Origin of the sequence: Microbulbifer sp. CAU 1566, from assembly GCF_023156515.1 — a bacterium.
In the GTDB taxonomy this organism is placed as follows: Bacteria; Pseudomonadota; Gammaproteobacteria; order Pseudomonadales; family Cellvibrionaceae; genus Microbulbifer.
The window spans coordinates 108,224-126,635 of sequence record NZ_JALNMG010000004.1; the positions used below are offsets into that span (position 1 = coordinate 108,224).

Below are 18,412 nucleotides of genomic sequence, written 5' to 3' on the forward strand. Positions count from 1 at the left end.
CCTAGATGACCAGACTTACCCCCAGATTCCTGCTGACTTTCCTCGGCGTTTTTTCCGCCGTGGCGACTTCCCATGCAGCCGTACAGGCCAAGCCGGCGCGCACTACCAGTCTGTCCGAGGTTTCCACCTCCACTTGGGAAATCAGTATCGCCAGCGGCTATGGCTACCTGGAAAATCCCATCGCCGGAAAACGGGATAGCGAAACCTATTTGCTACCTTCCTTCAGTTACTACGGAAAACGTTTCTTTGTCAGCGACCTGACGGTCGGCTATAGCCTGCTGGAAAACAAAAACGTTTATCTGGATCTGGTCGCACGCCCCAATGAAGACGGGCTTTATTTCCAACTGGACAAGAACAAAGCTGCCGATGGCCTGGTGACAAACTGGTTTACGCACTTCCAGGCTCCCAATCCGGAAGATGTAGAGCGCAAGGTTTCCGTTGTCGGCGGCCCCAGTGTGACCCTGGTTTCGGACTGGGTAGACGTTTCCTTTTCCTGGTTTCACGACCTGAGCAATGTGCACCACGGCAGTGAAGCCCACCTGAGTTTCGACAAGCAGTATCCCCTGTTTGCCGGCGCCATCGGCTTCGGTATTGGCGCCATCCAGAAAGACGCAGACCTGGTGAGTTACTACTACCAGTTCAGCGAGCAGGAAGCGGACATTTTCTACAACCGTTACCTCGCCGCTCACCCTGCGGACGATGCCACCGACACCTACGCACGCGTGCATTTTTCCTACCCGCTGGGCAAGCACCTGTCTCTGCGCCTGGCGGCGCGCTACAACGACTTCGATGAGGCAGGCAGAAATGCGCGCTTTATCGACAAGCCCCATACCCTCAGCTGGTTTGCGGGCCTGCAGTACGCGTTCGGTAGCGGGCACTGAACATGAAGCGGCAATTCTTTTTGCTCCTCATGGCAATCGCGCCAGCGCTGGTGAAAGCCGCGGAATTGCGCCTCACCCCCAGCGTTTGCGCGGTGGATGAAGGGGAGAGCAGCTGCAACGTGTCGGTCAAAATCAATTTCGATGCGGACGATAACGCCCGCTACTGCCTGTCCATTGCCGGCCGCGGGCTGGTGCGCTGCTTCTGGGGCGACGCCGAAGAGTTGAAGGTATACGTCAATAGCCCCGGCGATCTTCGCTTTCAGGTGACTTCCGGCGAGAGCGGGGAGGGGGTGGCCGCGGCCATTCTCAAGGTCGCGCAATATCAACCAAAACGCCACCGCCGCCGCTACGGCTGGGGGCTGCTGTAATGAATACCATGTCGAGCCCTGCCAATATCGCATTCCAAGCTGATAACGCCCATCCAGAAACCGAAGGCGTTTCGGGTAAATACCGGATTTTACTGCTGGAAGACGACCAGCAACTGGCGGAACTGATCGTGCGCTTCCTGTCCGATCGGGAGTGCGACGTCACTTATGCCGCCAGTGGTAGTGAATTTATGCGCGCGGTGCACCACCGGGAGTACGACCTGATCATCGCCGACGTGGTGCTGCCGGATGCCAGCGGTTTTCAATTGCTGGAACAATTCCGCAGCCAGCTGAGTTGCCCGCTGATTTTTCTCAGCGCACTCAGCTCGGTGGATGACCAGGTCGCGGGCTTGCGCCTCGGCGCCAACGACTATCTGGTTAAGCCGGTTGATCCGCACCTACTGTGGGCAAAGATCCAGGCGCACCTGCGCACCGCCAGTAGCCCGGCACCCAGTGCCAACGGTATTACCTTTGGCCCCCTCAGCATCGACCTGGTGAGCCGCCAGGCGCAGGTGCACGAGCAGCCGCTGCCACTGACCACTAACGAGTTTGACCTGTTGCAGATTTTTGCCGAGCAACCGGCGCGCCTGCTGAGCCGCGAGTACCTGTTCCGGCGGGTGATCGGCCGCGAGTTTGACGGTCTGGATCGGGTAATCGATATGCGCGTGAGCCGCCTGCGCAAAAAGCTGGAAGCCATTGCCGACGGCGTTGCCATTCAGTCAATCCGCGGCCGCGGTTACTCCCTCAACACCGTGCACAGTCACTCCTGATGCGCCTGCAGATGTTGCGCATGGTCAGCGTACTGGCGCTGGCTTTAGTGGTGGTTTACTCATCCGTGGCGGCGCTGTTCAACCTCTACTCCACCGCGCCCCACGAGTACACCATCAGCGCCGAACAGCTGGCGCGAGCGCTGGAGCGCGGCGATGCGCCCCTGGCCCAGAGTTATTCCGCCGATGCCATTCACTTTTCCGGTGCCCTGCGCCAGCGCCTGGACAGCGGCGAAGTAGTAGGCCTTGATGCCGGCGACGGGCAGATCCTGTTTTACCATCGCAACGGCAATACCGTACTGGAAATCGGCCCCTTTCCCCACGAGCCAGCGCAGAGCGTTACCCAGTGGCGACTGCTGTTTATCGGCGCCATGCTGGTGGTGCTGCTGCTATTGATCTGGCCCATGTTCAGCGATCTCAGCCGGCTGCAGAATCAGGCGATTCGCTTCAGCAAAAAGCCGTTCCATATTCCCGGCCAGTTCAGCCGCCGCTCCACCATTTACCCGCTGGCGGAAACCTTCCGCCGCATGGCCAATATCGTTACCGGCCATTTCCAGATGAATCAGGACCTGGCGCGCACCATCGCCCACGAGGTACGCATGCCGCTGGCACGCATCAAGTTTCAGCAGGCACTGACCGACAGCGACTCGGAAAGCCGCCGGGTCATCGACAGAGCCACCCGCGATATCGAAGAGCTGGTGGACAAGTATCTGAGCTTCGCGCAGATAGAAGTGCACGAGCAGTTTCTCGCGCGCAAGGCGGTCGCCCTGGAAACCTTTTTTACCGACCTGGCTTCACACCTGGAAGTCCAGTGCCCACAACTGGAAATTGCCTACTACTTCCCCGATGGCGATGCCTGGCTGGAGCCGGACTCGCTGACCATCGCGATTCAGAACCTGGTAGTGAATGCCGGCAAATACGCGCGCGACCGTGTGGATATCCGTTTCGCGCACGAGGATGGTTTCTGCCATCTTTCGGTGGAAGACAACGGCCCCGGCCTCGGCGGCGACGCACTGGAGCTGACCGACGCCTTCACCCGCTCGGCGACCGACGACCAGGGCTACGGACTCGGCCTGTATATCGTCAAGAAAGTGATGATGTGGCACGAGGGCGAGCTGCGCCTGGACCAGTCCCCTAGCCTCGGCGGTACCCGCGCCACCCTGCGCTGGCCCAACCGCGCCTGATCGCGGGCCGGACCACGGCCCGGATCACGGATGGAAGCAAGCGCCGCGCTGCCCGGGTGTCGGAATTCTTATTAGACGTCGGTACTGTTATTAAACGTCGGAATCGACTGGCAGACTGGTGCCCGGAGAGATCTGATGTTCGGTTACCGATTCGTCAAACTTGCGCCCGACAACCGGAGCGCCGCCGGGGCGCAGGCCGAGAATAAAGAAGCCAATTTCGCTGCCCGCCTGCAACTCACTGTCCGCAAGCACATCCGCACCTTGCGGCGACACAAGCACACCGAACGGCTTGCGCGGCAGGTACCTGGGCTCCCAGGCCTTGAGAATGGTGTAACTCTGCGTCAGCAACGCCCGCCGCACTGAATCGGTTGCGGAATCGGCCGCAGAATTGGTCGCGCCGTTCGGCCCGAAAAAGTCGCGATAAAAGTAATACTGCTGCCCGTCGTGCGGGGCGAAGTCGACGTGCGCCGAGCCGAGGGCGACGATGGCGTCTTCACGCAACACCGCCACCACCACCTCGTTTGCCCGGCGGCGCAGTTCCATTAACGTCAGGCCCGCTGGCAGCGACCTGTTGCGCAGCCAGAAGTCGATGACGGCATTGATATCCGCCGGTGTCAGCTTGCGGTAGACATCCAGCAGCTCAACGCCGTCGAACTCCGCTAGGCGCGGGTAATTGCCCTGCATATTCAGCCGTTGGCTTGTGCGCTGGCCGCCGCACCGGTGGCGTCTTCAAACGTCACCATGGTGAGGTTTTCCCTGCTCTGCTGGCCGATGCCCATGGGGCAGCGGGTACCGGCGAGCACCGTGAGGTCGAACAGTTCGCTGACCGGCCCGTCGAGGCGGATCCAGTGTTCCACATTGCCGTTGGTCAGGTTGATGAACTGCACCCCGCACCAGGCCTCCGAGTCCTTGTCCGCCAGGTTCTGGTCCAGCTGCAGGCCCTCGAAGCGCTCGTAGCGCGGCTTGGACAGCCCGACGATGGCGTAGTTGCCGTGCATGGCCAGGCCGCGGGCAAAGCCCGGGCAGAAGGTATGGGGCACAAAGGACTTGCTCTCGAAATCCACGTAACCCAGGTAGCCGGTGCCGCTGTTCAGTACCCACAGCTTGCCGTTCACCCAGCGCGGCGAGTGCGGCATGGACAGGCCTTCACACACGATCTCGTTGCTTTCGATATCGATGATGATGCCGCCGTTATCGCGGCGCTCGCGCCAGCCGTCGATGGTGTCGGACTTGCACACCGCGGTGACGTATTTTGGCCTGCCATCCACCATCGCCAGGCCGTTCAGGTGGCAGCGGTCTTCCGGCACAATTTTGCTGATGAATTCCGGCTTCCAGAGCACGCGGAAACTGTGGGTCAGGCTCGGCTCTGCCAGGCAGTTGTACTTGGTATTCACGAAGACAATCTTGCCGCTCTTTTGGATGCCCAGCTCGTGGATATCCACCTCGCCGGTGAACTGCGCGTTGCGCGGCACATAGCAGGCGTCAAAGATCTTGTTCGCCACCTGCCCCGACTGCAGTACGTTCTCGAAGCGCCAGATCTGGTAAAGGCCGCCCATATAAATACGGTTGCGGTTGCCCACAATACCCATGGCGCGCTGGAAGATGCGCTCGTGAAAAGACAGCTTGCCGCCCGGCTCGGCGCCCACCATGTAAACGCGGCCGGACTGGTAGGAGGTGAAGGCAATAGACAACTGACGCTGGTGCATCCACTGGGCCAGGCCGGCGGAACAGGATTTGCGCACTGGCTCGGGCTTGGCCGCCTGCTGCTCGCCGGCGGTCGGTTCAGTGATCTCTTGTGGCTGCTGTCCCTGCGCCGCGGTGTTCCCTTGGCTTGCCTCTGCACTCGTCTCTGAGCTTTTCTCTGGCTGGCTTTCTGCCTCATCTACCGCCGGCATTTGCGCCTCGGCGGTTGCGTCTACTTCACTCATTTCGGTACCACGGAGTTACTTGGTGGGGCGTTACTTTGTGGCCCGCAGCCGCGGACCCGGTCATTATTTTTTGGCCAGTTTTCAGCCACAGGAGACTGTACCGCGCCTTAAGACGTGACCGGGGGGACCGACTGTAACAGTTTGTAGCAAGCGCGCCGGCGCTAACCGAAACTCGCCAGTCGCAGCAGCTGCAGAGCCGATGGAATCAGGGCTACAGGCCGCAAACGCACAAATTTCCGCCAATCCGACTCCCAATTGCCACACTTCACCTCTATAATGCGCGCGCCTTGGCCGGATAGCCGCTGTTTTACCCCTCAGCACAGCCCCCGCCTGACCCAATTTCCCAGGTGTGACCACGCTAAATCGTTAGTGCCACACCCAATCACGCATTACGCCCAGAGGCCCCCAGTGATAGACAATCTTCGCAATATCGCGATCATCGCCCACGTTGACCACGGCAAGACCACCCTGGTGGACAAGCTGCTGCAGCAGTCCGGTACCCTGGACCGCCGCAGCGCCGACTCCGAGCGCGTGATGGACTCCAACGACCAGGAAAAAGAGCGCGGTATTACCATCCTCGCCAAGAACACTGCGATCCGTTGGAACGACTACCGCATCAACATCGTGGACACCCCCGGGCACGCCGACTTCGGCGGTGAGGTAGAGCGCGTACTGTCCATGGTGGACTCGGTACTGCTGCTGGTCGACGCGGTAGACGGCCCCATGCCGCAAACCCGCTTTGTGACCTCCAAGGCCTTCGAGCAGGGCCTGAACCCGATCGTGGTGATCAACAAGATCGACCGCCCGGGCGCGCGCCCTGACTGGGTGATGGACCAGGTGTTCGACCTGTTCGACAGCCTCGGCGCTACCGAAGAGCAGCTGGACTTCCCGGTCATCTACGCTTCCGCCCTGAACGGCATCGCCGGTCTCGACGAAACCGATATGGCGGACGACATGACCCCGCTGTTCCAGATGATCGTCGACAAGGTGCAGCCGCCGCAGGTAGACAGCAACGGCCCCTTCCAGATGCAGGTTTCCGCACTGGACTACAACAGCTACGTGGGCGTGATCGGTGTTGGCCGCATCACCCGCGGCACCCTGAAGCCGAACCAGCAGGTAGTGATCCTCGACCGCGAAGAGAACAAGCGCAAAGCCAAGGTACTGCAGGTGATGGGTTACCTGGGCCTGGAGCGCGTGGAAGTGGAACAGGCCAGCGCCGGCGACATCGTGTGTATCACCGGTGTGGGCGAGCTGAACATTTCCGACACCCTGTGTAATCCGGAACACCCGGAAGCACTGCCACCGCTGTCGGTCGACGAGCCCACCGTGAGCATGACCTTCCAGGTGAACGACTCGCCGTTTGCCGGTAAAGAAGGCAAGTTCGTGACCTCGCGCAATATCAAGGATCGCCTGGACCAGGAACTGATCCACAACGTGGCACTGCGTGTAGAGCAGGGCGACTCCCCGGACAAATTCAAGGTATCCGGCCGCGGTGAACTGCACCTATCGGTACTGATCGAATCCATGCGCCGCGAAGGTTTCGAGCTGGGTGTTTCCCGCCCGGAAGTAGTACAGAAGATCGTAGATGGCGAAGTACAGGAGCCCTACGAGCAGGTCGTGATCGACGTAGAAGAACAACACCAGGGTCCGATCATGGAAGAGCTGGGTCTGCGTAAGGCCGACCTGACCAACATGGAACCGGACGGCAAGGGCCGTGTGCGCCTGACCTTCATCGTACCGTCCCGCGGCATGATCGGTTTCCGCAACCAGTTCCTGACCATCACCAGCGGCTCCGGCATCATGACCAGCATCTTCGACCACTACGGTCCGGTGAAGCTGGGCGACGTGGCCAAGCGTATCAACGGTGTGCTGGTCTCCATGACCAAGGGCAAGACCCTGGCCTACGGCCTGTTCGCACTGCAGGATCGCGGTCGCCTGTTCCTGGGCCACGGTGAAGAAGTCTACGAAGGCCAGGTAATCGGCATTCACTCCCGCGGCAACGACCTGGTGGTTAACCCCACCAAAGCCAAGCAGCTCACCAACGTGCGCGCTTCCGGTACCGACGACGCGCTGACCCTGTCACCGCCCATCCGTCACACCCTGGAGCAGGCACTGGAATTCATCGAAGACGATGAGCTGGTGGAAGTGACTCCGGAAAGCATCCGGGTTCGCAAAAAGATCCTGCAGGAAAACATGCGCAAGCGTGCGAAGAAGTAATTCTTCGGGAAAATAAAAAAGCGCCCCTCGGGGCGCTTTTTTTTGGCCTGTAAAACAGGGCAGTTTTTTAGAACTCGTAGCTCGCCTTCAGGTAGTAGAAGCCACCACCAATACCGTAGGGCGAAGTTTCGTAGTACTGGCCACCCAGTACATTGTTCGCCTCACCGACGATAGAGCCATCGATCTTTCCGCCCTTTTCATCCAACAGGTTGGACGCGCCGGCGGTCAGGAAGATGGATTCGGTTGCCCGGTAGGAAGCCTCCATATCCAGGGTGAACGCGGAACCCAGCTGCTCGCCAAACCAGTCGGCGTGTACACCGACATACTCACCATAGAAGTTTGCACGCACGAAGGCGCTGAGCTTGTCCCAGTTTTGCGCCATGGTGAAGGAAGCCCGATGCTCAGGCAGCCCGCGCTCCAGACGCACCGCTTTACAGATCTCGCCCTGGTTATTCAAAAAGGCGCCGCCACAGGTAGCGTCACCGCCATTGACCTCGGTCTTGGTCCAGTTGTAGGCCAGGCTGAAGTCCGTAGCACCTCCCATCAGCTCCGCACCGTAGGTTGCCACCACATCGACTCCAGTAGTTTCGGTATCGAAGTCATTGGCGAAATAGTTGATCTGGCCGATCAGTTCCGGATTGGGCACGCCGGCCAACGCCATTGCCGAACGCTGGGCATCGGTGGGCGCGGCGTTATCGGTCAGCGCAATGCGGTCTTCCACTTCAATGTAAAACGCATCGATGGTCACATCGACAGCACCTGCGGACATCACCAGACCCGTAGCGAAGTTGACGGACTCCTCCGGCATCAATTCGGCTTCACCCAGTTTGGTAGCCGGCAGGGTCTGCGCCTGGGTCAACTGGCCGCCCACGATGGAGGTCTGGGTATTCACCACAGAGGCCTGGCCCATGGTCGGTGCGCGGAAGCCGGTGCTGTGAGAACCACGCCAGGCGACGTTATCGGTCAACTGCCAGTTAAACGCCAGCTTGTAATTGGCGGTATCGCCGAAGGTATCGAAGTTCTCGTAGCGTACGGCCCCGCCCAGCAACAGGTCATCGGTAACCTGGTTTTCGACGTCCATGTACAGTGCGTAGTTACTGCGCTCGGCCGTGCCCGCGGAATCAATCGAGAAACCGGCAAAACCGTGCGAACCAATATTGAAGCCCTGCTCCGCCAGCGGTCCCACCTGCCAAGACATACCCTCACCGGCAATAATCTGGAAGGATTCTTCGCGCCACTCGGTACCCATGGCCAGGCTCAGGGTATCGAACTGCTTTTGCAGGTCGAGGTTCAGGGTCTTTTCCAGCTGGATGTAGGCGCCGGTATCGAAATCGCGCTTGCTGTCCGGACCAAACGACGGGTTGATGGTGTTGTTCAGACCAAAATTCGCCTCGTTGCGACCGACGGACGCGCTGACGTCATAGCCCCAACCCTGCATAAAACCCTCACCAAAGTCACCGCGGCGACCCGCGGTAATCGAGGTGTCGGTAATGTCGCCGACAAAGCGCGGGGTATATCCGCCGGGGATCATTTTGTTGAAGACAAAGCAGTTGTCATCGGCCGTCAGCCCCGAAGCCACCATGTCGGAACCATCAGCCACAGGGATGGTGCGGTAGGCATCGCAGCTCGCCGCATTGCCATCCAGAGCACCCACAAGTCGCACCCCGTCACCGTCGGTATATACGCCTTCACGACCGTTCGGGTTGCGGTAATAAAATCCACCGTCGACCATGCGGTTGGAATAGTTGGCAAACGCATAGATTTCGCTGCCGTCTTTCAGGTCAATACCGAAATTACCAAACAGGGTCAGGTCATCTTCGACCTTCGGCGAACCCCAGATTTGCGCCGGCTCCGGCACTGCGGTATTACCGGCGTCGATCATTGCCTGCGCATCCGGGCGCTGCACAGAACGCGAGGTATCGTCGGCGTTCTTCAACTGGAAGCTTAAATTCAGGAAACCGGAGTCGGTCATGGGCATGCCGTAGTTGCCCGACATGGTCGTGGTCTGGCCGTCCCCTTCAAAAAACTCGCCGCTTTTGATTTCCAGGGAGCCGCCCTCGGCGTCGTCTTTCAGCACAAAGTTCATCACCCCCGCAATGGCGTCGGAACCGTACTGGGCCGCCGCGCCGTCGCGCAGCACTTCAACCTGCTTGAGCGCGATGCTCGGGATCACGGAAATATCAGGACCCTGGGCACCATCGTTCAGGCCACCGCCCTGGAAAGCGATAACAGATGCGCGATGACGGCGCTTGCCGTTCACCAGAATCAGGGTGGAATCCGATGACAATCCGCGCATATTGACCGGGCGGATCATTGAGGCAGCATCGCTAATCGGTTGGTCGTGTACGTTGAAGGAAGGGACTGAGCCTTTCAGCAGGTCGAGCATGTCGCTGCTGCCTGATTTGGCCAGGTCATTCGCGTTGAGCACATCCACCGGTACCGGTGATTCGGTCACGGAACGGGGTTTGGTTCTGGAACCCACGGTAACTACTTCTTCAATCACTTCCTGGGCATCGCCACTGGTCTGCGCAAATGCAGGCATTCCCAGGCTGCCAGCCAGCGCCACCAGGGAAAGCGAAGTCACTATTTGTTGGACCTTCATGGTTTCTCTCCAATTAGTATTTATTATTTTTTGGCGCGAAATTTCATTTAACGCATGAAGGATGAATGAAATTTTCGCAATGATCACAAAGAGCTAAAAAATTCTGTTTCGAGCGGAATTATTGGAATGCATTCACGCGGTGAAGTCTACCGAAAGGCTCTATATAGACTTCGCGATAAAATCAGTAGATCCTGAAAAAACACCAGGGACAAGAAAGCAACAAAAGACAGCTTGGAAGGCCAATCACAACGGGAATGATGCTGCAGAAAAGTAGGTAGAAGCGCGCGAAGAAGTAATTCTTCACAAAAATAAAAAAACGGGCCTATAGGCCCGTTTTTTATTGCTGGTAAACATCGAGAATTCAGATCAAAAGCTCGCGACGGAGATTTAATCCGATCAACCCTTACCCGGCCATCAATTAAACGTGGGCTCTACTGCCTCAAACTCGCCAGAGCCATCCGCCTTGTTGATCCAGAAGCGCTCTTCCGACGCCGCATCCAGACCGTCACTCCATGCGTTATTAAAGAAAATATCCACGGCACCATCGCCATTCAGGTCTCCCACACTTGCGCCATGGGAAAAGCTATTCACAGCACTCAGCGCCGTGCTCGCTCTATTTTCCAACAGACCTTCTGAATTGTAGAACAGCAATAAATTCGGTGCGCCAGGGAAAGGTTGCTGATCGTAACCGTGATCCGCAATAACAACCTCTTCACTACCGTTGCCGTCAACATCGACTGCATGCCACTCCCGCGCATGAACTACGCCCACACCGGCAGCAGAGCGGTCGTGCTCCAGAATGAAAGTACCACTGCCGTCGTTTAAATAGGTATGCACGGGTACCGTCGTCACGTCGTAGGAAATTGCCTTCGACCCGATAAGGTCAGGAAAAGTATCCCCATTAATGTCCGCAAGGATTGCGTTGTGAATCTCAGGATAGCCAAGGCTCTCCTGAACATCGTAAGGAATTCCCTCGGTATACTTGATCGTAAAACTCAGATTGCCCGGCGTGCTGGTATTGATAAAACTCGGTATATACATGTAGTCCAGCGCCGGATACAGGAGATCGGGCATCCCATCCTGATCCAGATCACCGACCAGAATATCTCCACCGTGGGGCGTAGGTCGGCTTAACGGTTCGCGAACGACATTACCACGGTCATCCCAGGTGAGAACGTCTGCGGTAAAGGTATCGTTTACATCGGTGAAGGTGATCGCAGCCGGAGTCAGGTTACCCTCCGCATCGTTCAAATAAATCCTTCCGCAGATATCTTCACAGGGACCAGAAGTAGACAGGATGAAATCATCGTAGCCGTTGTTATCGAAGTCAGCCACTCTCGCCCGCTCCGGCCAGCCGGAAAACTGGTTTGGAGAAACACCGGCGCTTGCATCCGAAAAACTGCCGTTACCGTCACCGAAGAAAAGCTGGATCTTACTTTCTTCATAACCCGCTGAGACGGCTATTGCCAGAATATCGACATTGCCATCACCGTTGAAGTCACCACTTTCCATCGCTACTGTGGTGCCTTCCTCTGCAAGGTCACTCTGGCCGGTAAAACGCAGTGGCAGCGCATCCGGGCGCGGCTCAAAGTTCAGATTGCCCTGGTTGATCAGCAGCAGGTCCCGCGTATCCGACTCTGAATCATCGGTATCAACAATTAAATCGTTCAGCCCATCATTATTTACATCAACGATCAGTGAAGCTCGCGGCTGTAGCGGGAACTCCCATTGGCCGGCGCTGCCACCGCCATCATTCCCACCACTACTATTATTGCCGTTATTGACATTATTGCCGCCGTCGCTGTCACTCCCACCACCGCAGGCCAACAGTGCCCCCGACAAGCCACAGACCAGTGCCCGACGTAAAAATTTTGTTCGCATACCTACCCCTGAAAATACCATCTACGAGTGTAAATATGTCTTATACCGTTCAGGCTATCGGATCTCTATAGCCCTTTTTAGGCATTTTTGGGGAACACCTCGTAATCACCCGAAGACAAAAACGTTAATTCCTTGCGCATAAAAAAACGGGCTTTAAAAGCCCGTTTTTTGCCATTAGCGTTACATCAATACGCGATCAATAGGGAAGCCCAGCGTATGCGGCATAAAGGCCAAACAACAGCACCGCCCAGATCGCAAAACCGATGGCCAACCAGATAAAGTTAGCCGGGGTAAAACTGGCATTACTGCTTGCCTGCGGGTCATCGCAGGCGATATTCGCGGCGATCTGAATCCGGTACAAACACCAGATGAGCACCGGGAAAACACCGAACGCGACAAAGCTTACCCAGATAGACACGCCATCCATACCGGACAACCGGTCCGAGATACTGCTGATCAGGCTACACACCACGTAGAGTGTTGCCACCAGCGTCGGTGACCAGCTGTGTTTTTTGTGTGTAGACAACAGGCTTGCATCAATTTTGCTGCACAGGGAGTGCGCAAAGAACAGGAAAAAAATAGCGCGCATTACCGGCCACATGGCTGCCCGGTGGCTGTCGCTGTAGTTTTTCCAATGGCGATAGGCCCAGTACAGCTCGTAGAGACCAAAGGTACCGATCATCAATACCAGGAATTTTCGCCCCGACACCACATAAAATTCCCGGTCTTCTGCGGCAACCGCCTGCCCCTGGTCGGCGCCCTGTCGCAGGTCGGCTTCCGGCGCCTGATAAATATCACTGGTCATACTTGGCTTCCTTTTTATTTTTCTGGTGGCAATTCAATTGGCACTCACTCCTGCCATTACTTTCACTTACGCCGGCGGTGCCGTCGCCACGAAAGTGGCATCGTCTCCGGCAATCTGCAGCAGCTGTTGCAGATTGGGGTGCGCGTCGATGGAGAAGCGGTTGCGGAACTGCCCCCAGGCGACACCAACGGCCACGCGGTAATCCGCATCACCCAATTGTCCGGATTTGGGTAGCGGGGCGGAGTCGAGTTCTTTGAGCACCAGCTCGATACGCTGTTGCTGGCGGCGGGTGTACACATTGGTATTGATATCCAGGCCGCTGCGCTCCAGCAGGAACAGATTGATCGCCGCATCCAGCAGGGTATTCGCCAGGCAGTAGCGGTCGAGATCCGCCGCATCGGGAATAAATACGTCACCGGACTTCTCGCGCACATATTTCACAATCGGGGTTGAGTCGGTCAGCTTGAGTGCACCGTCCTCGAGGAAGGGCACGCGCAGGGTGGGCGTGCCGGGGTCCTTGCTGGTGTGGATATCCAGCTCCACCATTTCCCAGTCGAGCCCGGATTGCATCAGGGCGATACGGCAATGGCGCACGTAAGGGGAAGTAAAACTGCCAAATAGCTTCATGTTGCGGTTGATCCTTTTCGTTGATGCACAATCCCGGGGACGGGAGATAGATCATGGCGAAAAGGTACTGCTTCGGCAAATAAAACGCGTTTGCAATGCTCAGCGTTACTGAATCACTGTCATTACTGAGTCACTGCCATTATTTAGATGGTGCCAAACAGACGCTCCGCGGCCTGACCGACGAAATAGGCAACAGATGCGGCACAGCTGCCAAGCAAGAGTGTGGTCATGCCCGCACGCAGGGGGGAACTGTCGTAAACCCAGCCTTTCAGCAGGCCGATGGTAAAAAACACCAGTGCCGCCAGTAGACTGCTGGCAATAAACTGCCGGGAAAAGTCGAGCACGGGGACAAGAAAGGGCAGCAGGGGGATCACGCCCACCACAATAAACGCGATAAACGTCCACCAGGCAGAGGCCAGGGGGTTGGGGGCGCTACCGCTGAGGCCGTATTCCTCGATCAGCATGGTGTCGATCCACAGGCCGCGATTGGCGGTAACCGTTTCAACGATATGCTCCAGGTTTTCACCGCTGAAGCCCTTGTTGGCAAAAATCTGCCGGATCTCCTCGCGCTCGCCTTCGGGTACCAGGTGGATATGCTCTTCTTCCGTGCGGCGGGCGTTCTCGGCAAACCGCTGCTGCGCATTCACCGCCTCGTAGTTGCTGACCGCCATGCTGATGCCGTCCGCCAGCAGGTTCGCCATGCCCATGGCCAACACCACCAGCGGCGAAAAGCCCGCGCCAAAGGCGCCGGAAGCGATCGCAAAAGTAGTAACGCAGCCGTCGATGGCCCCCAGCACCATATCGGACAGCCGCTGGGGCCTGGGTGTTTTCGCGAGGCGGCGCGCGATATTTTCCGGTCGGTGTTCGCGCTGTAACTGTCGGCGCCTGGAGGCTTTCACGAAAACCTCACGGTTGCTGTTGCCGGCCGAAAAAGCGCGCGTCCACCTTGCGCCACTCCGCCAGTGCCGCCGGTGAGTGCAGGCACACGGTCAGCAGTGCAAAGTCGTCGAGCGCGCCGCGCAGTACTTCCAGCCCCTGGTGGGCGGCGATCTCGTGGGGAAAGCGGTTGGTGCCGGCCCCCAGGGCGGGGAACAGCAAGCGCTGCAATTGCCGTGTTTTTGCCAGCGCCAGTACGCTCTGGTAGCACTGGCGCAATTCGACCACCGCCCTGGCGCCCCACTGGTCGCCACTGCTCCATTGCGGGGTCACCGTGTGCAGCAGATAGTCCACCGGCAGGTTGGGTGCGCTGGTGATACGGGCCTCGCCCACGGCGCACTCGGGCAGCTGTGAGCACTCACTGACCAGCGCCTCCCCGGCGCGATCGTAGACCTGTGCCGACAGCCCGCGCCCCCGGATCAGGTGTTTGTGAGCCGGGCACACCAGTGCATCGGCCTCAATTGTGAGAACGTTGTCACAAATCAGTTGCAGTTGCCCCATGCAGGTCTCCGCGCCAAAGCTGTTCGCCATTACTATAGTTCGCTCGCCTCCAGCGCACTGGGAAACCGTGGATTGAGGCGCCCGTGGTCGCGGAAGAAGCTTCGCCGCCCGGGAGAAATACGGCCGAGGGACGCGGTCGCAACGACAATCTCTAACGACATAGAGAAGATGGACATCACAGCAGAACACAATCACACCGCCGGCTATCGCGGCACCGAAATCGCCGATCCGGTCGCCCAGGCGCGCAACCTGGAGCTGCGCCGCCGTATCCAGGCCTCGGGCTATATGCTGATCTTTGCCCTCGCCATTACCGGCGCCATGGGTGTGATCGCGCTGATGGCCGCGGACCTGTTCCTGGCCGGCACCCTGTTCAGTGTTGCCGGAGTGATCCTGCTGGCCTATGTGGGCGTCAATATTGCCGGCTCCAGCCGCAAGACACCGGTACTCGTCGGCGCGCTGCTGCTGGTGCTGTATTTCTATCTGCTGCTGTCCGGCGGCGTAAACAATACCGGCCTGATGTGGGCGGTGATGCTGGTGCCCGGATTCATCAACCTCTATGGCTATAAGTGGGGCACGGTCACCCTCGCTGGCGTCGGCGCCATCACCGCGCTGATCCTGTTTTATCCCGAATTCCCCGGCCTGCTGGCACAGTACGATACCGCCCACCGGGCGCGCTTTATCGCCGTGTTCGGCGCGCTGACGGCACTCACCGCGATCCTCGACAGCAGCCGCCACCAGACCCAGCAGATGCTGCACAAACTGACCGCCGAGCTGGAAAGCCACGCCTGCACCGATGCCCTCACCGGTCTCGCTAACCGCCGCGAGGCCTACAAGGCCATCAGCGAGCTGGAGCGGCGCAACCGCGATCTGGCCGGGCGCTATTCGGTGTTGATTGGTGACCTGGACAGTTTCAAGGCGATCAACGATACCTTCGGCCACAGCTTTGGCGACCGGGTGCTGCAGGATGTCGCCGAGGTACTGCGCAACAATACCCGTGCCGACGATGTGGTGGCGCGCTGGGGCGGGGAGGAATTTTTGATCCTGCTGCCGAACACCGATGTGGAAGGTGCCGGCGTGCTGGCGGAAAAGCTGCGTCGCAAGGTGGAAGCGCTCACCGCGCAGTATCAGGAAGACGTGAATATCTCCATCAGCTTCGGCGTCGCCGAGGGCGGCTCCGGCCAGGACGGCCAGAACCAGATGCTGACCCAGGCGGACTCCCGCATGTACCGGGCCAAGGATGCCGGGCGCAACCAGGTGGTCTGCGACTGAGACAGGCGCAGATTAGCGCCCGCCGGTCGCTAAACCTGGCCCAACCCCCTGGCTCAGGCCAGGTGCTGCAATAACTTCTCTTTGACCTCGGGCGGAATCGGCGCCTTGGCCTGCTGCTCGTAGTCAAAATGCACCATCACGCAGTCCCCCTGGGCCACCAGCTGGCCCTTCTGCCATACCTCCTGGTGAATGGTCATCGAGGTGTTACCCACCGCACTCAGGCTGGTGCGGATCTCCACCGGTGAATACAGGTAGATCTGGGCGACGAAATCCACATCCATTTTCTTCAGGATCAGATTCCATTTGTTCAGGCTCAGGTCCGGGTTGAACAGTTGGAAAATCGGCGTGCGTCCCTGCTCGAACCACACGGGTACCACGGTATTGTTAATGTGCCCCAGGGCATCGGTTTCGCTAAAGCGGGGCTCGACCTGGTAGGTGAACATACAACTCCTCAATTCATTGTTCTGGCTTGTGTGTGTCTGGAGCATTTAACCAGCGTTGCGGGTTTTCGGCCACTTGGGCCGACACTCGCGCCGAATATCCGGGCACTTTTGCCAATTCAAAAGACATCTGCGGTCAAGCCGGCGTAAAATGCCGCACCCTGATCCGCTACGCTTCCTGTAGCGCTGCTGACCGTATCGCCTGTCACTGCAAAGCCAGCCGATACACATCGCACTCGTACAATGTCGTACACAGCCTCCAATCAGTTTCCAGTTTTTGTTTTATGAGCCAGAAAGACAAACGTCCCCTGTACATTCCCCACGCCGGCCCCTCCCTGCTGGAGATCCCCCTGCTCAACAAGGGCAGCGCCTTCTCCTTGCAGGAGCGCATCGAATTCAACCTGATCGGCCTGCTGCCGAACAATGTGGAATCCATCAGTGAACAGGTGCGCCGTGCCTATCACCAGTACCAGCAGTGCCGCACGGACCTGGAGCGCCATATCTACCTGCGGGCGATTCAGGACGACAATGAAACCCTGTTCTTCCGCCTGATCGAGCAGCACATCGAAGAGATGCTGCCGATCATCTACACCCCCACCGTGGGCGCGGCCTGTGAAGAGTTCTCCAATATCTACCGCAACCACCGCGGGCTGTTTGTGTCCTACCCGGACCGCAAGCACATGGACGATATTCTGCGCAGCGCGACCAAAGAGAATGTAAAAGTGATCGTGGTCACCGACGGAGAACGCATCCTCGGGCTCGGCGACCAGGGTATTGGCGGCATGGGTATCCCCATCGGCAAGCTGTCCCTGTACACCGCCTGTGGCGGCATCAGCCCGGCCTACACACTGCCGGTGACCCTGGATGTGGGCACCAACAATCGCACCCTGCTGAACGATCCCATGTATATGGGCTGGCGCAACGAGCGCGTCTCCCAGGAGGAGTACGACGAATTTATCGAAGAGTTTATCGCCGCCGTGAAACGCCGCTGGCCCAAGGTGCTGATCCAGTTCGAGGATTTCGCCCAGACCAACGCCATGCCGATTCTCACTCGCTACCGCGACAAGGTGTGCTGCTTCAACGACGATATCCAGGGCACCGCGTCGGTGGCACTGGGCACCATGCTCGCCGCGTGCAAGGCGAAAGAAGAGAAGCTCAGCAAACAGAAGGTACTCGTGGTCGGCGCCGGCTCCGCCGGCTGTGGCATTGCCGAGCAGGTGGTGGCGGCGATGGTCAATGACGGCCTGAGCGACGCCAAGGCCCGCGAGCGCATCTTCATGTTCGACCGCTACGGCCTGGTCACCAGCGATATGAAAGGCCTGCACGATTTTCAGGAAAAGCTGGCGCAGAGCACCGACAAATACCCGCAATCCCCGGAGTGGGATCTGCAGACCCTGATCGAGCAGGTAAAACCGACCATCCTGATCGGCGTGTCCGGCCAGGGCGGCCTGTTTACCCAGCCGGTGATCGAGGCCCTGCACAAGGGCTGCAAGCGCCCGCTGGTGATGCCGCTGTCCAACCCCACTTCCCGCGCGGAAGCCACACCCCAGGAAGTACTGGAGTGGACTCAAGGCGAAGCCATGGTCGCCACCGGCAGCCCGTTTGAACCGGTGGAGCTGAACGACAAAAAATACCCCATCGCCCAGTGCAACAATGTGTATATCTTCCCGGGCATCGGCCTCGGTGTGATTGCCGCCAACGCCAACCGGGTGACCGAGAATATGCTGATGTCGGCCTCCAATGCGCTGGCGGAACACGCACCAGTGGTGCAGAAAGGCAGCGGCGCACTGTTGCCGTCGCTGTCCGATATCCGCGAAGTGGGTAAGGCGATCGCCATGGCGGTGGGCCTGCAGGCACAGGAAGACGGCGTGGCACCGGGCATCACCCGGGACAAACTGGAAAAAAATATCGAGAAAAATTTCTGGTCGCCCAATTACCGGCGCTACCGGCGGGTGGCGTTCTGATTCGCCGGCCAAACTCTTAGCCAGACATAAAAAAACCCATGCAAG

The 18,412-nt window shown here is 58.5% G+C and carries 16 protein-coding genes; 7 read left to right on the plus strand and 9 right to left on the minus strand.

All coding sequences use genetic code 11. From position 1 onward, the window contains the following. Nucleotides 1–5: 5 nt before the first annotated feature. Genes M0G74_RS11365 through M0G74_RS11380 form a run of 4 tightly spaced genes read left to right on the plus strand, consistent with a single transcriptional unit; the run spans nucleotide 6 to nucleotide 3,197 of the window. Nucleotides 6–881, plus strand: coding sequence for a MipA/OmpV family protein (locus tag M0G74_RS11365; RefSeq protein WP_248217016.1), 876 nt, complete (start codon nucleotides 6–8; stop codon nucleotides 879–881). A 2-nt stretch (nucleotides 882–883) separates the two neighbouring features. Next, nucleotides 884–1,249 (plus strand): DUF3019 domain-containing protein, encoded by a 366-nt coding sequence (locus tag M0G74_RS11370; protein ID WP_248217018.1) that lies wholly within the window; start codon nucleotides 884–886, stop codon nucleotides 1,247–1,249. Further along, nucleotides 1,249–2,016 carry a response regulator transcription factor gene (locus tag M0G74_RS11375; RefSeq protein ID WP_248217022.1) on the plus strand — a complete coding sequence of 256 codons (768 nt, stop codon included), beginning with the start codon at nucleotides 1,249–1,251 and terminating at the stop codon, nucleotides 2,014–2,016. The genes M0G74_RS11370 and M0G74_RS11375 overlap by 1 nt, the downstream gene beginning before the upstream one ends. Beyond that, nucleotides 2,016–3,197 carry an ATP-binding protein gene (locus M0G74_RS11380; protein WP_248217024.1) on the plus strand — a complete coding sequence of 394 codons (1,182 nt, stop codon included), beginning with the start codon at nucleotides 2,016–2,018 and terminating at the stop codon, nucleotides 3,195–3,197. The genes M0G74_RS11375 and M0G74_RS11380 overlap by 1 nt, the downstream gene beginning before the upstream one ends. 90 nt (nucleotides 3,198–3,287) lie before the next feature. On the opposite strand, the gene M0G74_RS11385 is transcribed toward M0G74_RS11380, so the two are convergent. Both M0G74_RS11385 and M0G74_RS11390 read right to left on the minus strand, forming a co-directional pair. Then, nucleotides 3,288–3,881: a hypothetical protein gene (locus tag M0G74_RS11385; RefSeq protein WP_248217027.1), complete on the minus strand. Its 594-nt coding sequence runs from the start codon at nucleotides 3,879–3,881 to the stop codon at nucleotides 3,288–3,290. 2 nt (nucleotides 3,882–3,883) lie between these two features. After that, nucleotides 3,884–5,125, minus strand: coding sequence for a TIGR03032 family protein (locus M0G74_RS11390; protein ID WP_248217029.1), 1,242 nt, complete (start codon nucleotides 5,123–5,125; stop codon nucleotides 3,884–3,886). A gap of 408 nt (nucleotides 5,126–5,533) precedes the next feature. On the opposite strand from M0G74_RS11390, the gene typA reads away from it, so the two are divergent. Further along, nucleotides 5,534–7,342 (plus strand): translational GTPase TypA, encoded by a 1,809-nt coding sequence (gene typA / locus M0G74_RS11395; protein ID WP_248217032.1) that lies wholly within the window; start codon nucleotides 5,534–5,536, stop codon nucleotides 7,340–7,342. A gap of 67 nt (nucleotides 7,343–7,409) precedes the next feature. Here typA and M0G74_RS11400 read toward each other — a convergent pair whose 3' ends face one another. The 6 genes from M0G74_RS11400 to M0G74_RS11425 form a co-directional block, all read right to left on the minus strand. Then, the gene (locus M0G74_RS11400; protein WP_248217037.1) at nucleotides 7,410–9,944 is read right to left on the minus strand and encodes a TonB-dependent receptor; all 2,535 of its coding nucleotides are present in this window, start codon (nucleotides 9,942–9,944) and stop codon (nucleotides 7,410–7,412) included. Between the two features lie 414 nt (nucleotides 9,945–10,358). Next, the gene (locus M0G74_RS11405) at nucleotides 10,359–11,825 is read right to left on the minus strand and encodes a VCBS repeat-containing protein (protein ID WP_248217038.1); all 1,467 of its coding nucleotides are present in this window, start codon (nucleotides 11,823–11,825) and stop codon (nucleotides 10,359–10,361) included. 196 nt (nucleotides 11,826–12,021) lie between these two features. Beyond that, a complete protein-coding gene (locus tag M0G74_RS11410; RefSeq protein ID WP_248217042.1) occupies nucleotides 12,022–12,630 on the minus strand; it encodes a hypothetical protein in 609 nt (202 codons plus the stop codon). 66 nt (nucleotides 12,631–12,696) lie between these two features. Further along, complete coding sequence (locus tag M0G74_RS11415) at nucleotides 12,697–13,257, minus strand: glutathione S-transferase (RefSeq protein WP_248217046.1); 561 nt, start codon at nucleotides 13,255–13,257, stop codon at nucleotides 12,697–12,699. A 143-nt stretch (nucleotides 13,258–13,400) separates the two neighbouring features. Continuing rightward, nucleotides 13,401–14,156, minus strand: a complete 756-nt coding sequence (locus tag M0G74_RS11420; protein WP_248217050.1) for a VIT1/CCC1 transporter family protein — start codon at nucleotides 14,154–14,156, stop codon at nucleotides 13,401–13,403. Nucleotides 14,157–14,163: 7 nt separating this feature from the next. Beyond that, nucleotides 14,164–14,694: a macro domain-containing protein gene (locus tag M0G74_RS11425; RefSeq protein WP_248217062.1), complete on the minus strand. Its 531-nt coding sequence runs from the start codon at nucleotides 14,692–14,694 to the stop codon at nucleotides 14,164–14,166. A 168-nt stretch (nucleotides 14,695–14,862) separates the two neighbouring features. Between M0G74_RS11425 and M0G74_RS11430 the strand changes: the two genes are divergently transcribed. Further along, entirely contained in the window at nucleotides 14,863–15,963 is a 1,101-nt protein-coding gene (locus M0G74_RS11430; RefSeq protein WP_248217065.1) for a GGDEF domain-containing protein, read from the plus strand. Nucleotides 15,964–16,016: 53 nt separating this feature from the next. On the opposite strand, the gene M0G74_RS11435 is transcribed toward M0G74_RS11430, so the two are convergent. Beyond that, complete coding sequence (locus M0G74_RS11435) at nucleotides 16,017–16,406, minus strand: thioesterase family protein (protein WP_160152028.1); 390 nt, start codon at nucleotides 16,404–16,406, stop codon at nucleotides 16,017–16,019. A gap of 281 nt (nucleotides 16,407–16,687) precedes the next feature. On the opposite strand from M0G74_RS11435, the gene M0G74_RS11440 reads away from it, so the two are divergent. Next, entirely contained in the window at nucleotides 16,688–18,367 is a 1,680-nt protein-coding gene (locus M0G74_RS11440) for an NAD-dependent malic enzyme (protein WP_248217066.1), read from the plus strand. Nucleotides 18,368–18,412 lie beyond the last annotated feature (45 nt).

Coding starts and splice junctions, on each gene's coding strand:
- M0G74_RS11365 (WP_248217016.1), top strand. CDS start 6: ATGACCAGACTTACCCCCAGATTCCTGCTGACTTTCCTCGGCGTTTTT.
- M0G74_RS11370 (WP_248217018.1), top strand. CDS start 884: ATGAAGCGGCAATTCTTTTTGCTCCTCATGGCAATCGCGCCAGCGCTG.
- M0G74_RS11375 (WP_248217022.1), top strand. CDS start 1,249: ATGAATACCATGTCGAGCCCTGCCAATATCGCATTCCAAGCTGATAAC.
- M0G74_RS11380 (WP_248217024.1), top strand. CDS start 2,016: ATGCGCCTGCAGATGTTGCGCATGGTCAGCGTACTGGCGCTGGCTTTA.
- M0G74_RS11385 (WP_248217027.1), bottom strand. CDS start 3,881: ATGCAGGGCAATTACCCGCGCCTAGCGGAGTTCGACGGCGTTGAGCTG.
- M0G74_RS11390 (WP_248217029.1), bottom strand. CDS start 5,125: ATGAGTGAAGTAGACGCAACCGCCGAGGCGCAAATGCCGGCGGTAGAT.
- M0G74_RS11400 (WP_248217037.1), bottom strand. CDS start 9,944: ATGAAGGTCCAACAAATAGTGACTTCGCTTTCCCTGGTGGCGCTGGCT.
- M0G74_RS11405 (WP_248217038.1), bottom strand. CDS start 11,825: ATGCGAACAAAATTTTTACGTCGGGCACTGGTCTGTGGCTTGTCGGGG.
- M0G74_RS11410 (WP_248217042.1), bottom strand. CDS start 12,630: ATGACCAGTGATATTTATCAGGCGCCGGAAGCCGACCTGCGACAGGGC.
- M0G74_RS11415 (WP_248217046.1), bottom strand. CDS start 13,257: ATGAAGCTATTTGGCAGTTTTACTTCCCCTTACGTGCGCCATTGCCGT.
- M0G74_RS11425 (WP_248217062.1), bottom strand. CDS start 14,694: ATGGGGCAACTGCAACTGATTTGTGACAACGTTCTCACAATTGAGGCC.
- M0G74_RS11430 (WP_248217065.1), top strand. CDS start 14,863: ATGGACATCACAGCAGAACACAATCACACCGCCGGCTATCGCGGCACC.
- M0G74_RS11435 (WP_160152028.1), bottom strand. CDS start 16,406: ATGTTCACCTACCAGGTCGAGCCCCGCTTTAGCGAAACCGATGCCCTG.
- M0G74_RS11440 (WP_248217066.1), top strand. CDS start 16,688: ATGAGCCAGAAAGACAAACGTCCCCTGTACATTCCCCACGCCGGCCCC.